Origin of the sequence: Actinoplanes lutulentus (genome assembly GCF_003259845.1) — a bacterium.
Lineage (GTDB): Bacteria > Actinomycetota > Actinomycetes > Mycobacteriales > Micromonosporaceae > Actinoplanes > Actinoplanes lutulentus.
Map to the genome: position 1 here is coordinate 83647 of NZ_QLMJ01000009.1, position 15308 is coordinate 98954.

Here is a 15308-nt window from a genome sequence, read left to right on the forward strand (position 1 = left end):
GAGATTGTGAGACGAAGTTTGAGCGCGGCTGACGAGGGTGAACTCGTGCGCCGCACCGCTGCCGGTGATCGGCGCGCCTTCGACGAGTTGTACCGGCGGACGTCGCCGTGGCTGCTCGCCCGGTTGCGCCGGCGGTGCGCCGACGACGACGTGGTCGCTGACGTCATGCAGGAGACATACCTGGCCGTCTGGCGGGCGGCCGGGAGTTTCGCCGGGGCCGGTGCCGACGGCAGCGCCGTCGGCTGGCTGTGGACCATCGCGGCGCATCGGCTGGTCGACGCGTTCCGGCGGCGGGCGCGGGTCAACAACGTGCCGGCGGTGCCGTTCGCCGACACCGTCGCGCCGGCCGCCGAGGACGAGGTGATGGCCGGGCGGGTCGGGCAGGAGCTGGAACAGGCCCTGACCGAGCTGCCGCCGGAGGCCCGCGACGTTCTGCGGGCGATGGTTCTCGACGGGTTCTCGGTCCGGGAGACGTCCCTGCTTCTGGGCGTACCCGAGAGCACGGTGAAGTCCCGGGCCCGGCGGGCACGGATCTTTTTGCGGGAGGCACTGTCGTGACCACACATCCGAGTCCAGCGGTGATCGCCCGGTACACCGATCGGCATGCCGTCCTCGACGAGGTCACGGCCTGGTCGGTCGAGGTGCACCTGGAGGAGTGCACGGACTGCCGTGCGCTGGTCGCCCAGAGCACCGAGGACGACAGCCGGGATCTGCTCGCCTCGATCGCCGCCGGCGTCGACCGGGGGATCGCGGCCGGGCCGGCGCCGGAGAAGCGTCCGGGGTGGGCGGCGGCGCGGCATCGCTGGATGGTCTGGCGGCTGGCGCCGTGGCTGATCATGACGGTGGCCGTGCTGGCCTGCGCCGTCGGTCTTGAGGCGTTACAGCCGTCGCTGCCATCGCTGGTGGCGCTGCTCGCACCGGTGGCGCCGCTGCCCGCGGTGGCGATCGCCTGGAGCCGGCGTCAGGACCCGGCCTGGGAGCTCATCGCAGGCACCCCGGCGGCCGGACTCGCGATGCTGCTGCGCCGGACGGCGGGCGTTCTCGTCGTGGTGATCCCGGCGCTGGCGGTGGCGAGTACGCGTACCCAAGGGTCGTTGGCCTTGACGCTCCTGCCGTGCCTGGCATTCACGGCCGCGACCATCGCTGTGGGTGGCTTTATCGGTGTTCGCCGTGCGGCCGTGACGCTGGGTACTGCCTGGGCCGTCGCCGTGATCCTGCCCGCGGTGGTCACCGCCGAACTGCCGGTAATGCTGCGACCGGGCAGCTCCGGCGGGTGGGCGATCGTCGCGCTGGCCCTCGGCGGCCTCGTCGTCGCGCGGAGCGAGAACTTCCGCCGCCTCACAAGCCATGACTGACATTACTGAGAGGAACACCTTCATGCGTACGGTGAGTGCGGCCGAGACGGCCCCCACCACCCACCCGTGGGCGGTTCACGCCGAGGGCCTGCGGGTTCGCGCCGGCCGGCATGTCGCCGTGGACGGTCTCGACCTCGCGCTGGGCACCGGTGTGCACGGTCTGCTCGGGCCGAACGGCGCCGGCAAGACCACGCTGATGCGTGCCCTGGCCACGGTGCTGAAGCCGGCCGGCGGGAAGCTCACCCTGCTCGGCGAGGCCGTCGACGGTCGCGGCGACCTGCGACGGGTACGCCGGGGACTGGGCTACCTCCCACAGCAGTTCGGCTTCTATCCGCGGTTCACGGTCCGGGAGTTCGTCGAATACATGGCGTGGCTCAAGGAGATGCCGAAGACCGCGATCCCCGGTGCGACCCAGCGGGCCATCGACCGGGTCGGGCTGACCGCCAAGGCCGGCGCACGGATGAAGACGCTGTCCGGCGGCATGCTGCGCCGGGCCGGCATCGCGCAGGCGATCGTGAACGACCCGGCGGTGCTGCTGCTCGATGAGCCCACCGTCGGCCTCGACCCGGAGCAGCGCCTCGACTTCCGTGAGCTGCTGCGCGACATCGGCGTCGACACGTGTGTGCTGGTCTCCACCCACCTTGTCGAGGACGTGGTGGCCGCCTGCTCCGACGTGGTGCTGGTCAGCGAGGGCCGGCTCGTCTACCAGGGCACACCGGACGACCTGGTCACCCAGGGCGGTGACGGGGATCCGGGGGACAGCCCGGCGGAACGGGGTTACTCCGCGCTGCTGCGCCGGCACCGGGCGGAGGCCGGCCGATGAGCCGCGTTTTCGGCATCGAGCTGCGTCGCTCGGCGGCGTTCGGGTCCGCACTGATTCTGCTGGTGGTGGGCGTACTGGCGCTGTACTTCGCCGAGGGGATCGGCTTCTCCGACGGGTGGATGCAGCTGGCCATGACGCAGCGGCTCTACCTCGCCCTGCTCTGGCCGCTCGCTCTCGCGGCCGGAGCCTGGCAGGCCCGGCGCGAACACCGGTCGAAAGTGGGTGAGTTGTTTGCGAGCACCCCGCGCCCGGTCGCGCAGCGGGCGCTGCCCGCCCTCGGCGTGATGGCGGTCGCGGTGATCGCCGCCTACCTGGCGATGAGTATCGCCGGCGGGCTGTGGATCGTCGCGACCGCCCGATATCTGCCGCTCGCGGTCTTCGCGGTCACCGCTGTCGGCGTGCTGTCGCTGATCGCGGCGGTCTGGCTCGGCCTGGCGATCGGCCGTCTGCTGCCGTGGCCGGTGACCGCTCCGGCGGCGGCCGTCGCCGGGCTCGGGCTGCTGCTGAGCCTTCCCGGCGCGACGCGGCCCCGAGGCTGGCTGGCCCTGGTCTTCTCGCCGATCTACGAGATGAACATGCCGGATGCCTTCGGCGACGTTCCCGGCCGGGTCAGCGCGGCGCAGGCCATCTGGCTCGGCGCCCTGGCGGTGACCGCCGTGATGCTCTTCGCGTCCACCGGCTGGCGTCTGCGGGTGGCGGCGGTACTGCCGGTGGCTCTGGGCGCGGCGCTGGCGATCGCGGTGATGCCGCACGGGGACCGGGTCGTGGTCAGCGCGATCGACCCGGTCGCCAAGGAGCTGGTCTGTGCGGAGCGGGTGTGCCTCAGCCGGGTACACACCGGACTGCGCTCCGAGATCGCCGGTCCGGCCGCCGACGGCCTCGCGGTGCTGGCGAAGCTGCCGGACGCGCCGGCCCTGGTGCACGAGGACACCAGTACGTTCGTCCCGGACGCTTTCCCGCGATGGCGTACCGACGTGGTGTTCCTGCGGGTCGACGCCGGCACCGACGGTCACCTCGCGAACCAGGACAGCGTGCAGGCCGAGGTGGTCGCCGGGGCGTTCGCCAGCGATTTCACCTGCGCCGACGCCGCACCGGCGGCGGACCGGTACGCGGCCGCCTACTGGCTGATCGGACGTGAGCCGGTGGCCGACCCGGACGCCTTCGCCGACGACGTCGCCCTGACCGCGGTGCTGTGGAAGAACCTGCGCGAGATGCCCGCCGACGATGCCCAGGCCCGGGTGACAGCGCTGCGCCAGGCCGCGCTGACCTGCTCGGCCGGCGACGGACTGTTCCCCCAGGACAAGCCATGAGGTTCCTGACCCTGTACCTGCGCTCCCGGCGCGCCCCGATCGCGCTGGCCGGCGCGGTCGCCGTCACGGTGCTGATGTGGACGCTGTTGTCGGTGTTCTCGGACAGCCCGGAAGCCGACGTACCGATGGTGATCCTGACGGTTCTGCTGCTGGTGGCGGCGCTGACCGCCACCCTCGGCGGGCCGGACGACGCCTTGGAGGCGACCGCCGCGCTCTCCTGGCCGCCGCGCCGGATCGCCCATCTGCTGGTGGCGTTCCTGGTGGTGACCGGGTTGATCCTTCTCACCCAGGCGACCGGGGCGCGGTTCGGGCCGGGCTGGCTGGTGATCCGCGACGCGGCCGGGCTGCTCGGGCTGACCGCGCTGTGCGCCGCGACGATCGGTGTCGCGAAGGCCTGGTTCCTGCCGCTGGGCTGGACCTTCGCGGCGGCGCTGTTCCCGCAGGCGGATCCGCTCGCCGGCCGGGTGCTGACGTGGCAGGCGCAGGCGCCGGAGAGCACCGCTGCGGCGGTGACGGCCGGGCTGTTCGCGGTCGCGGGGATCGTGGCCTACGGCGTGGCCGGGCCGGTGCGGCGAGCGCCCGCCGAGGCCGCACAGCAATAGCCGGCGGCTTCGGCGGGCGCGTCGAACTCCTAGTGACCGGTTTCGGTCGGGTGGTTCAGCGGCTTCGCGTCGCTGGTGATGCCGACGCCGCTCAGCACCGGCGACGTGCCGCCGTTGCCGCTGGTCAGCTCGGCCCGGTACTGCGCGTACCGGGATCCGCCGGTGACCTTGCCGTTCTGGCCGACGAGTTTCCAGCCGGTCCAGCCCGCTCCCGGGGTGGAGGTGCTGCCGGTGCGGACGTAGAGCCGCACCGCGGCGCCGGACGGAACGGATGCCTGGTACGACAACCGGTCCCAGTTGACCATCTGGCCCGCGTCGAGCACCCGGGACACCAGGGTGCCGGTGCGTGCCTTGGCGTTCAGGCGTACGCCGTCCGCGTTGACCGTGGTGCGGGTCTCCGTTCCGGTGCGCTGGCCGGCGACCGTGTGGTCGGCGACACCGGCCGCCGTCGAGACGAACGTGGTCCACCGCGAGGTCGACACGTTGCCCGACTCGTCGACGCTGCGCACCCGGTACTTGTACCTGGTCCGCGGCTCCAGCCCGGTGACCACCGCGCTGTGCCTCGTGCCGGACTCGTCGGCCGGCAGCGCGGTGAAGCCCTCGACCTCGAGGGTTCCGGCGGCCGGCTCGTTGGTGGTCCAGGAGACCGTCGCCGTGCCGTCCGGACGGGACAACGCGGTCACCTTGGCGTTCGCCGGGGCCTTCTTGTCCACCGTGCCGGTGACGAGTTTCCGTACCGGCGAAACGGTGGTCCGGCCGTCCGGTGCGGTCGCCCGGGCCCGGTACCAGTAGGTGGTGCCGGCCGTGAGCCCGGTGAGCTCCACGGTCCGCTCGGTCGCCTGCGTGCCGTCGACGACCTGAGACGTCAGTGCGGTGGCGCTCGTACCGTACTCAACGGCGATCTTGCTGGACAGCGTGCCGGCCAGGGTGACCTCGGCGGTCGTCGCGTCGGTTTCCTGGACGGTCGCGGTCACCGACGGTACGGCCGCGGCCGCGCCGTAGGTGGCGAGATGCGCGCCGGACGCGGCGGTGAACATCGCGTACTCAACGCCCTTGATCGTCGTCCGGGTGAACGACACCGGTGTGCCCGCGCGGGTCAGCGTGGCCAGCGTCCGGCCACCCGGGCCGAGCGTCGGGACCATGCCGGTCAGCCCGGTGGCGCCGGCACCGACGTTCACCGTGAACGCCAGGTTGTCACCCGACCAGGAGATGCCCGAGTACGACGAAGCGTTGCGGCCGTCGGTCCAGGTCAGCAGCTGTTTGGCGGTGATGATCGGTACGTTGCGGGCCTGGGCCGAGGCGAGCAGCGCATCACTCTGGTACTCGGTGGAGAGGTCGGTGTGCATGTTCGCCGTGAAGGCGCCGTAGTAACCCTCCGCACCGAGCGCCCGGTCGAGCAGGGTGTTCACCGTGTACGGGTAACTCTGGCCGGACTCGTCGGTCATCTGCGTGGCGGCCTGGTACACGTCGATGAGCCCGCCGGTCTTGGCGGAGAAGCGCATCGGCATGCCGGAGCCGGTCATGAAGCCCGGCCGGTCGGCGACCCAGGACGCGGGCCAGTAGTAGTAGTTCGTGTCGAGCCGGATCCCGTTGGACAGCTCGGTGCTCGCCTGACTGGACCAGTCCGACCAGACGATGCAGTGCGTGCGGTTGGTGACCGGTGCCGGCACGCCGGTGTACTTCGAGCGGAACGTGGTCAGCTGGTTCGTGTAGAAACCGGCCACCGAGCTCGCCGTGTAGTCGGCGCAGTCGGTGTTGACGTGCAGGCCGACCTCGAAGCCCCGGGATTGGTAATTCGTCGCCTGCGTGCTGGTCAGCGGCGTGTTCGGGAAGATGTACGACGTGTACCGGGCGCACTGCCAGTCCTCGACGACGCAGTTGGCCGGGCTGTTCGCCGCGTACTGGTCGAACCGGCCGGCCGTGCCGTTGTTGGCGTGGTCGTCACCGGTGGCGACCACGACCGCCTTGAGGCTGCGCGGGAAGTACCAGAACTTCGGCAGCGGCTTGCGGTCGAGGTTCATCGCGCCGATTAGGTTCGCCAGCAGCCGCTGCTGCTCGTCGGCCTGCGGCACGGCGACCTTCGCGAGATCGACCCAGTCGGCGCTGCTGCCGCCGAAGTACAGGTCGTCGGATCGCCGCGGCGAGGAGCCGTCACGTTCCTGGCCGTCCCAGGCCGGGTTGCCCTGCCGGGTGTAGACCAGCGACTGTGCCAGGTCGAACGTGAACGCCGCCGCCTGGCCGCCGTTGCTGCCCACATCGACCAGCGACACCGCCGGGTTGGTGGTGGCCGCGGTCGCGGTGGAGTACAGCGTGGCGACCGAGCGGGCGCCGTTCAGCGTGTACCGGTCGGCGATGCCGTGGTACTGGATCGTCTGATCGGTGATGCCCGCGCCGGGCGACGAGGTCGTGTCGACCTTGAGGTATCCCTCGGCGAGCGTGGTGGTCGAGGTGGTGAGCCCGAGCAGGCCGGCCAGCTGCTTGTCCGGCCGGAACGCGACCAGGTTGCCGCCCGCGTTCACCCAGGTGGTGAACATGGTGACCTGGGCCGCGGTGAGCGTGGCCGGTCCGAGCAGCACGACGTCGTACTGGCTCAGCGTGGTCGCGGTGACGCCGGTCAGGTCGGCCGTGGTGAACTCGTTGAGGCCTTCGGTACGCAGCACCTCGGCCAGGAACGGGGTGAACCCCGACGCCGCCGACTTGATCACGAGCACCGGGCCGCCGGGACCCTGGTCAGGCGGCGGCGGTGGCGCGGCCGCACTGGTGAACGTCCAGGTGACCGGTGTCATCAGGTTCCCGGCGGCATCCCGGGCGCCGCTCACCGAGGCCGTGAACGCGGTCGAGTACGCCAGCGCCGCCGACGGGGTGAACGTGGCAGTGGCGGTGCCCGCGTCGTACGCGGTGGCACCGGCGACCGCGCCGGCCGGGCCGGTCAGCGTCACCACCGCACCGGAGACCGGCTCGCTGAAGTTCGCGGTGACGGCCGTGGTGGCCGGCACGCCGGTGGCGCCGGCGGCCGGGGCGCGACCGGTCAGGGCCGGCGCCACCGTGTCGGCGGCGGTGGTGTTGAAGACGACGTCGACCCAGTAGTTGGTCGACTGGTAACTGCCGTCCGGGAACGCGCTGGCGCCGTACTTGTAGACGCCGTTGCTGCCGGCGATCGTGCTCAGCGGGCCCCGGGTCACCGCGGTGGCGAGGCCGTTGCTGGTGGCCGCGTAGAAGCCCGCGTCGGTGTGGTACGACGCCACGTACGTGGTGTTCGCCGTGACCGGGACCGGGTTGGGCAGCGTGGCGGTCTGCCAGCCGGTGGCGCTCTCCCCGGTGAACGTGACCTGGGACAGCCGGGTGGTGCCGGTGCTGTTCCAGAGTGAGCCGAGGTGTGTCCCGGTGTTGCCGGAACCCTTGTAGAACTTCAGGCCGGTGATGTACCCGGCGCTGTTCGACCGGAACTTCACCCCGACCTCGACGGCGCTGTTGTCGGCGACCGCGGGGGTGGCCGGCGTCGCGGTGGCCGGCCAGATCGTGCACGGGCAGGCCGAGCTGGACGAGTCCAGGGTGGTGAACGACCACGAGGACGCGGTCATCGTGTTCCCGGCGGTGTCCCTGGCCCCGCTGACCGTGGCGGTGTACACGGTCGACGTGGTGAGCGCGCTCGACGGCGTGAACGTGACGGTCCGGGTGCCGGCGTCGTACCCGGTCGTGCCGGCCACGGTGGTGCTGCCGGCCCGCAGCGCGACGGCTGCCGTACCGGTCTGCAGCGGCTCGTTGAAGGTGGCGCTGACCGTCGTCGCGGCGGCCACGCCGGTGGCGCCGGAGGCCGGGGATGTGCCGGTGACCGTGGGCGGCGTCGTGTCGGTGACGCTGGAGTTGAATACGACGTCGACCCAGTAGTTGGTCGACTGCCACGAGCTGTTCGGGAAACCGCCGCCGGTGCCGTACCGGTAGACGCCGTTGACCCCGTCCGTCCCGTTGCGCAGCGCGTGCAGCGGCGCGTTGTCCACGCCGGCCGTCGCGAATGCGTTGCCGTCGGCGGCGTACCGGCCGTTGGGCGCGTAGTACGACGCGACGTACGTGGTGTTCGCGCTGATCGCGATCGGGTTGGCGAACGTGGCGGTCTGCCAGCCGGATGCGGACTCACCGGTGAACACGACGCTGCCCCGGTTCACGCCGGCCGCGTCCCACAGGTTGCCGACGTGCGTACCGGTGTTGGTGGCGCCCTTGTAGAAGCGCACCCCGGTGACGAAACCGTCGGTGTCCGAGCGGAACTTCACGCCGACCTCGACGGCGTCGGTGTCCGCTTCGGACGGGTTGGCCGGCACCGCTGTGCTCGGCCAGATCGAACAGGGACAGGTGGCGGCGAGTGCCGCCTCCGGGGCGACGAGCAGCCCGGCCACCAGGACCAGGCATGCCGCCAGCTTTGACAACAATTTCAAGAGCGCACGCTCCTCAGGCGGCTGGTGTGAAGACGACATCGACCCAGTAGTTGGCCGACTGCCATGAGCTGTTCGGGAAGCCCCCGCCGCTGCCGTACCGATAGAGCCCGTTGGCGCCGTCGGTGCCGTCCCGCAACGCGTGCAGCGGGCCGTTGTCGGCACCGGCGCTCGCGAAGAAGCCGGTGTCCGCGGCGTACCGGCCGACCGGCGCGTAGTACGACACGACGTACGTGGTGTTCGCGGTGATCGCCACCGGTGTCGCGAACGTGGCGGTCTGCCAGCCGGTTGCCGTCTCGCCGCCGAAGGTGACCGTGCCGAGCTGCGTGCCGCTCGAACTCCACAGGTGGCCGACGTGCGTACCGCTGTTGCCGGTGCCCTTGTAGAACCGGACGCCGGTGACCGTGCCGGCCACGTCGGAGCGGAACCGCATGCCGAGCTCGACCGCGGCGGTCTCCGGATCGGCCGCCACACCCGGCACCGCGGTGGCCGGCCAGACCGAGTAACTCGTGCCGGTCGGCGGCGGCGCCGCGGTGGTGAACGACCAGGACGCCGGCGCCATCGTGTTGCCGGCGGTGTCCTTCGCCCCGCTGACCGTCGCGGTGTACGTGGTGCTCGTGGCGAGCTGCGCCGACGGCGTGAACGTGGCCGTGTTCGTCGCCGCGTTGTACAGCGTCGTGCCGGACACGCCGGCCACCGTGAGACTGACCGTGGAGCTCTGCACCGGCTCACTGAACGCGGCGGCCACCGTGGTCGTCCGCGCCACACCGGTCGCCCCCGAGGCCGGCGTCCGCGTCGTCACGGTCGGCGCCGTGGTGTCCGGCGTGGCGGCGCCCGGGTTGAAGACCACGTCGACGTAGTAGTTGGCGCTCTCCCACGACTCGGTCGGGAAGCCGGTGCCGTACCGGTAGATGCCGTTGACCCCGTCCACGCCGTCGCGCAGCGCGTGCAGCGGCGCGTTGTCGACACCGGCCGTCGCGAACGCCCCGGTGTCACCGGCGTAGTGGCCGTTCGGCGCGTAGTACGACACGACGTACGTGGTGTTCGCCGCCAGCGTCACCGGCGTGGACAGGGCGGCCTGCTGCCAGCCGGACGCCGTCTCACCGCTGAACGTGACCGTCGCGAGCTGCGTGCCGGTGTTCGACCACAACCGGCCGACGTGCGTGCCGGTGTTGGTGGCGGCCTTGTAGAACCGGATCGCGCTGACCGTGCCGGCCACGTCGGTACGGAATCGCAGCCCCACCTCGGTGCCGGTGCCGTCCGGGTCGGCCGGCGTGTTCGGCGTGATCGCCGAGCCCCAGATGCTGCACGGACAGGTACGCGCCCCCACGGTGACCGCCCGGGTCGCCTCGGCGCCCACGTTGCCGCTGTCGTCGGTGGCCCGCACCTTGATCGTCGTCGCGCCGGTGGTGCCCGGCGTCCAGGTGTACGTCCACGCCGCGCGCCCGTTCGCCGGGTGCCAGCTGGTGCCGTTGTCGGTGGAGACCTCGACGCCGCCGACCACACCGCCGCCGGTGTCGGTCGCGGTGCCGGAGATCGCCGTCGGGGTGCCGGACTGGACCGTCGTGCCGGCGGCCGGCGCGGTGATCGCCGCGGCCGGCGCCACCGTGTCGGTGGAGGCGGTGGCCAGCGTCAGACCGGACTGCAGGGTGCCGGGCTGCGCGCCCATGTCGGCCAGGAAGTTGACGGTGGCCTGCTTGATCGGGGTGCTGGCCGCGCCGGAGCCGCGGTCGTGGTTGCTGTCCAGGCCCCAGGACCACTGCACGGTGCCGGCGCCGAAGACCAGGGCGCCGCTCGCCGCCCGGTACATCGTCATGTTGTGGGTGGCGCTGCCGGTCGCGTACGTGGATCCCCAGTCCTGCAGCACGTCGAGCCCGGAGGCGGACGTGGTGGACAGCCGGAACAGCCCGCGCGGCCGGAACCCGTTGTCCTCGTCGATGTCCCACTCGTAACCGACGGTCCCGGTGCCCAGTGTCGCGGTGGCGCCGGCCGACTGGGTGGCGACAGTGGTACCGCGCCAGAACCGCATCTTGCCGTCGGCGGCAGGCACCTGCAGGTTCACCGTGCCGGCGTTGACCTCGAAGTTGGTGCCGGTCAGCGCGTTCTCCGGGCGGTTGCCGTCGGACGGCGGGCTGAACCGCGGGTCACGCCAGGTGCCGGTCCAGGTCGAGGTCGGGTCGATCTTCCCGCCCGCGTGGGTCTCCTTGTACGCGACCATCGTGCGGTACGAGTCCTCCCAGCGGGTCTTCCAGAACACCTCGTTGCCGCTGAGGAACGCCAGGTTCAGCCCGGCGTCGCGAGCCGCTTCGACGTTGTCGCGCTGAGCGCCCGACCAGTACTCGTCGTGGCCGACCGACAGGAACGCCTTGTGGTTGGTCAGCAGGCCGCCGCTGCGGTCGGCGTCGACACCGGCGATGTAGCTGACGTCGTAGCCGTTCGCCTCCATCCACCGCACCATCGGGTACTCGGCGTTGAAGACGGCGTCCTCGGGACCGGTCCCGCGCGTGGTGATCGGCCGGTTGTAGCTCACCTTGTACGCGCGCCCGACCGGCGAACCCACGTACAGGCTGTTGCCGCCGTACTGGTTGTAGGCCTGCCAGGTCGAGTCGGAGGTCTGGAAGACGACGTCCGAGTGGCTGGCGTCGTTGCGCACCACGAACACGATGTGGCTGGCGCCGGACGTGCCGTCGGTACGCACGAGCCGGGCGAAGTAGATGCCGGAGACCGCGCTCGACGGCACCGCCCACGACGCGGAGACCGCCCAGTTGCCGCAGTCGACCAGGCCGGTGGCGGCCTGGCTCATGCAGTTGGGCTGGGTCTGCTGCCCGACCGGATTGACCGTCGTGATGAGCCGTGCGCCGTTTCCGGCGTAATAACCCATCCGGTAGATGTCGAGCCGATACGACGTCGCCGAGGATTTGATTTTGAAATTGACCGTTTCGCCGACATTGACACTGATCTGAGTGCTGAATCCCTGAATGGCGTCGCTACCGGCGCCGGAAACGTCCCAAGTGCTCTTCGGTGTGCCGGTCTTGGTGTTCTCGCAGGCGATCGGATTGATCAGCGGCGCGCACGCGTCAGCGGCGGCCGGACCGGCCCCGACGACGGCCGCACCCGCGACGACCAGCGTGACGACCAGTAACAGCCGTAACCGGAATGAGTTGAGATGACGCACCGGAATCGTCTCCCCCGCGCTTGATAGGGATTGAAAAAGAACACCACAGCGAATCATGGGAATACGTGAACGCAGTATCTGTCGGTCACCCGACAGCCCCGGCCGTGGTGGGCGAAGTGCGAATTTAGTCGGCCCGGTCAGTTCCATGATCTTGGCCAGTCCGGATCAAAAGACCCGCCGATCAGAGGATTTCCCAACGCTCCCGGCCGCCGTAGAAGCCGCCGCGCACCCTCCGATACGGTCTCTGCGGCGAACGGACCGGGGAGGATTCGCATGGCAGCGGGCAAGGGGCGCAAACCGGTCGTGATCGAGGGCCTGGTCTGCGACGACCCCGCCACCATGGTCTGGGAGGACGGCGAACGCGACCGCTGGTGGTCCCGCGCCGCGGCCCTCGACCACGGCCGCGAGGAGCCCGGCTGGCCGCTCGCCGCGACCAGCGCCGACCGCCTCTCCGACCTCACCCCGCCGCAGGTGTCCTGGCTGTTCACCCAAGGCCCCGAGGCCTCCGCGCGGGCGCTGCTCAGCACGACGATGCCGCACCGCAACCGGCAACGCCTCGACCTGGTCCGGGTCGCCGTCGCCCGCTTCGAACTGGACGCGCTGCCCCTCGCACTGACCGAAGCGGGGGAGAGCGCCGACCGCCTCGGCCTGGTCATGCTGCCGTTCCGCGCGCCCGAAGCGGCGATCCTGATCTCCGGATGGCTGCGGCACCTCGGCTCCGCACGCCTCTGGGCACGACTCTGGCTGGAGCGGCACGCCGAAGCCGCCGCGCGGGCGCTCATCCCGATCGCGGTTGGCCGCCCCGGCAAAGCCCGTCAGAACGCCGAGCAGGCGCTGGTCCATCTAGCTGCCATCGGCCGCGGGCCGATCATCACAACAACAGCGCTGGGGTACGGGGGAAGCACTCGTGACGCCGTTTCCGGCATGATCGGGGAGCTGTCACCCGTACCCTCGCCGGTTTTGAACTGGCTTGAAGCGCGACCTGCGCTGATTGAGGTTTTGTCGGGGTCCTGTCTTGATGATCCGCCGGAGCCTGCTCCGGGGGATGCGGTGCTCGGTGTGGCGGTGGAGTCGTCGGCGGCCGCGCAGCCGTTTGTCCGGGCGCTTCCCGCTGACCTCGGGCCGGGTCACGCCGAGTTCGGGCGGGCGTTGCTCGACGAGTGGGTGGCTGACGGGATGCCGGCGGCTCGGGCTTGGGTGGTGCTGGCGCAGGCGCATGTCGGTGACGACGCGACGATGGACCAGCTCGCTCCTCTGGTGCGGTCGTGGCCGGCCAGGAGCCGGTGGGCGCGGGCCATCGACGGGCTTGCGGTGCTGGCTTCGGCCGGCACCGATGTGGCGCTGCGGCATCTGCTCGCGATCGAGTCGGGGATGTCGGGTGGGCCTACCAACGATCGGGCCAGTGCTTATCTCGGGCAGGCCGCGGCGAAACGCGGGTTGTCGGTGACGCAGCTGGCGGATCGGCTGGCTGTCACGCACGGGCTGGAGAATGGGGTGACGCTGGATTACGGGTCGCGGGTCTTCTCGGTTGTCGTGGCCGAGAGTTTCGGGGTGTCGGTCCGGGGTGCGGACGGGCGGGTTCTGGCGCGACCGCCGAAGCCGGGGGCACGGGATATAAATCCGACCGCTTATCCGGATTTTCTGCGATTTAAGAAGGATTTGCGGGCGACAGTGGGGGCGGAGATCGCGCGCTTCGAGCGGGAGATGATCGCGCATCGTCTCCGGCCGGCGCGAGATCTGGCGTCAGTTTTGTTGCCACACCCGATCCTGGGCCGGATCGCCCGCCGATTGTTGTGGGGTTCGTATTCCGCGGGTTCTTCATCTGGCGGGCTGGTGCGGGTGTTGCGGATCGCGGAGGACGGCAGTTTCGCTGACGTCGACGACCGGGCCGCTGATGTCGACGACGACGAACTGCTCGGGATCGTGCACCCGGCCGAGCTGGGTTCGTCGCTGGAGTCGTGGGCGCAGACGTTCGCCGACTACGAGATCCTGCAGCCGTTCCCGCAGGTGCACCGGCCGGCGGTGACCCTGACCGCCGCCGAACGCGCGGCGACCAGCCTGCCGGGTTTCGGCCCGATCCCGACGGACCGCATCGTCTCGATGCTGAACGGCCGCTGGGCGTCCTACCCGGCGGGCGGCGTACACACCCAGCTGACGCGCTCCCTGGGCAACGGCCTGGCGCTGGTCGTAGAGATCTCCCCAGGCGTCACGATGTCCTACAACACGGTCGCCGAACAGCACATAACCGAGATCTGGTGCGACGACGCCGGTTCCGACCACTGGCAGCTGACCCGCCACATCCCCCTGTCCACCTGCGACCCAGCGACACTGTCCGAGCTGCTGGTGGAGCTGAGAGCCCTGAAATAGCGCGCAGTTTTCATGCGCAGGGCCCGCGCCCCCGCTGATCCCACTGGCTCGTTGATTCCACTGGCCCGCCGCCGGGCCTGGCCCGCCTTGGCCGCCGATCTTGTGAGTTTCCGGCTGCCATGACGGCCCAAGCTCACAAGATCGCGCCCGACGCCGCGCGTGGCCCGCCTTGGCCGCCGATCTTGTGAGTTTCCGGTTGCCATGACGGCGCAAGCTCACAACATTCGCGTCCGCCGCCAAACTCCCATCAACGCCGACTTCGGCAAGGCCCCGCGCCGCCTCGAACTTGGCTCCCGGCCGGACTTTGTGCCGCGTCGGCTTCGTGCCGCGTCGATGAGGGCACACGCAGGAGGCTGGCAGCGGTGATCAGGCCTCACCGAATGCGTCTGTGAGCTCGCGTCTCGGCCCTGGCGTGGATGAAATCGCACGGTGCCGTTACGTGCGACCGCATCCACGCAGCCCGAGCGCTACGTGCGCCTTCGCCCCCGCATCCCGCGTCAGTCAGCGCGCCCGAGCCGGCAAGCGTACCCACGACGCCGATGCGGGGCGGTCAGCCAAGCGGCGGCCAGTCAATAACCGGCGGTCGAGCGGCCCGCAACCTTCAACGGCCGGCGGCTATCCACGCCGTGACCGTCAACGGCCGGCGGTCGACCGCATCGCCGCCGCCACATCCACCCCGCCGCCCGAGTCCTCCGCCGCCAACCCCGCGATCACCCCGTCCACATCAGCCTCCGAACGGTTCTGGCTCAGCTTCCACTTCGCCTCCACCCGGCTGATCCGCAGCGAAACCCCGACGATCGCCCGCAACTGCCCCTCCACGAACCGCGCCGGCGCGTCCTCCACCGCCCACGGCTCCTCCCGCCCACCCTCGTGTTTCCCGGTCAGCCGCCGCACCTGCGCCGAAAGCCAAACCGGATCGTCATGCACGACAAGTTCCCCGTAAACGTGCGCCACCACGTAATTCCACGTCGGCACCACCCGCCCGTGCTCCGCTTTGGACGCATAAAAACCGGGCGACACATAGGCATCCGGACCCCGCACGATAGCCATCGCCTCACCGATGACAGGCTGCCGCCACTGATCGTTGTTCCGGGCCAGGTGAGCGTGCAGAGCATGAGTCTCAGCGTCATAAACGAACGGCACCGGAGTGGCGAGCAGCCCCTCAGGCGTACAGGTCACCAGGTCGGCGAGACCACCGTTTTCCAGGAGAGACAAGCCTGAACCAGCGAAATGCGTCGGCACGTACATG

At 70.6% G+C, this 15308-nt stretch carries 9 protein-coding genes; 6 read left to right on the forward strand and 3 right to left on the reverse strand.

Going from position 1 to position 15308, the window contains the following annotated elements:
* Positions 1-6 precede the first annotated feature (6 nt).
* Genes B0I29_RS20320 through B0I29_RS20340 form a run of 5 tightly spaced genes read left to right on the forward strand, consistent with a single transcriptional unit; the run spans position 7 to position 4090 of the window.
* Positions 7-558 (forward strand): RNA polymerase sigma factor, encoded by a 552-nt coding sequence (locus B0I29_RS20320; RefSeq protein WP_111650798.1) that lies wholly within the window; start codon positions 7-9, stop codon positions 556-558.
* A complete protein-coding gene (locus B0I29_RS20325) occupies positions 555-1355 on the forward strand; it encodes a cupin domain-containing protein (RefSeq protein WP_111650611.1) in 801 nt (266 codons plus the stop codon). Before B0I29_RS20320 ends, B0I29_RS20325 begins: the two co-directional genes overlap by 4 nt.
* A 22-nt stretch (positions 1356-1377) precedes the next feature.
* Positions 1378-2178, forward strand: coding sequence for an ATP-binding cassette domain-containing protein (locus B0I29_RS20330; RefSeq protein WP_111650612.1), 801 nt, complete (start codon positions 1378-1380; stop codon positions 2176-2178).
* Positions 2175-3488, forward strand: a complete 1314-nt coding sequence (locus tag B0I29_RS20335) for a hypothetical protein (RefSeq protein ID WP_111650613.1) — start codon at positions 2175-2177, stop codon at positions 3486-3488. The genes B0I29_RS20330 and B0I29_RS20335 overlap by 4 nt, the downstream gene beginning before the upstream one ends.
* Positions 3485-4090 (forward strand): hypothetical protein, encoded by a 606-nt coding sequence (locus tag B0I29_RS20340; RefSeq protein ID WP_111650614.1) that lies wholly within the window; start codon positions 3485-3487, stop codon positions 4088-4090. Before B0I29_RS20335 ends, B0I29_RS20340 begins: the two co-directional genes overlap by 4 nt.
* A gap of 29 nt (positions 4091-4119) precedes the next feature.
* Here the strand turns inward: B0I29_RS20340 and B0I29_RS20345 are convergent, their stop codons facing one another.
* Both B0I29_RS20345 and B0I29_RS20350 read right to left on the reverse strand, forming a co-directional pair.
* Complete coding sequence (locus tag B0I29_RS20345; RefSeq protein WP_181557893.1) at positions 4120-8520, reverse strand: DUF4082 domain-containing protein; 4401 nt, start codon at positions 8518-8520, stop codon at positions 4120-4122.
* Between the two features lie 13 nt (positions 8521-8533).
* Entirely contained in the window at positions 8534-11692 is a 3159-nt protein-coding gene (locus B0I29_RS20350; RefSeq protein ID WP_220091378.1) for a N,N-dimethylformamidase beta subunit family domain-containing protein, read from the reverse strand.
* A gap of 273 nt (positions 11693-11965) precedes the next feature.
* Between B0I29_RS20350 and B0I29_RS20355 the strand changes: the two genes are divergently transcribed.
* Complete coding sequence (locus B0I29_RS20355; protein ID WP_111650617.1) at positions 11966-14059, forward strand: DUF4132 domain-containing protein; 2094 nt, start codon at positions 11966-11968, stop codon at positions 14057-14059.
* Positions 14060-14692: 633 nt separating this feature from the next.
* On the opposite strand, the gene B0I29_RS20360 is transcribed toward B0I29_RS20355, so the two are convergent.
* Complete coding sequence (locus B0I29_RS20360) at positions 14693-15307, reverse strand: FMN-binding negative transcriptional regulator (protein ID WP_111650618.1); 615 nt, start codon at positions 15305-15307, stop codon at positions 14693-14695.
* Position 15308: the final 1 nt, after the last annotated feature.

Excerpts from the sequence above, each read along its gene's own strand:
- B0I29_RS20355 (WP_111650617.1), top strand. The coding sequence starts at position 11,966 with ATGGCAGCGGGCAAGGGGCGCAAACCGGTCGTGATCGAGGGCCTGGTC.
- B0I29_RS20360 (WP_111650618.1), bottom strand. The coding sequence starts at position 15,307 with ATGTACGTGCCGACGCATTTCGCTGGTTCAGGCTTGTCTCTCCTGGAA.
- B0I29_RS20340 (WP_111650614.1), top strand. The coding sequence starts at position 3,485 with ATGAGGTTCCTGACCCTGTACCTGCGCTCCCGGCGCGCCCCGATCGCG.
- B0I29_RS20330 (WP_111650612.1), top strand. The coding sequence starts at position 1,378 with ATGCGTACGGTGAGTGCGGCCGAGACGGCCCCCACCACCCACCCGTGG.
- B0I29_RS20335 (WP_111650613.1), top strand. The coding sequence starts at position 2,175 with ATGAGCCGCGTTTTCGGCATCGAGCTGCGTCGCTCGGCGGCGTTCGGG.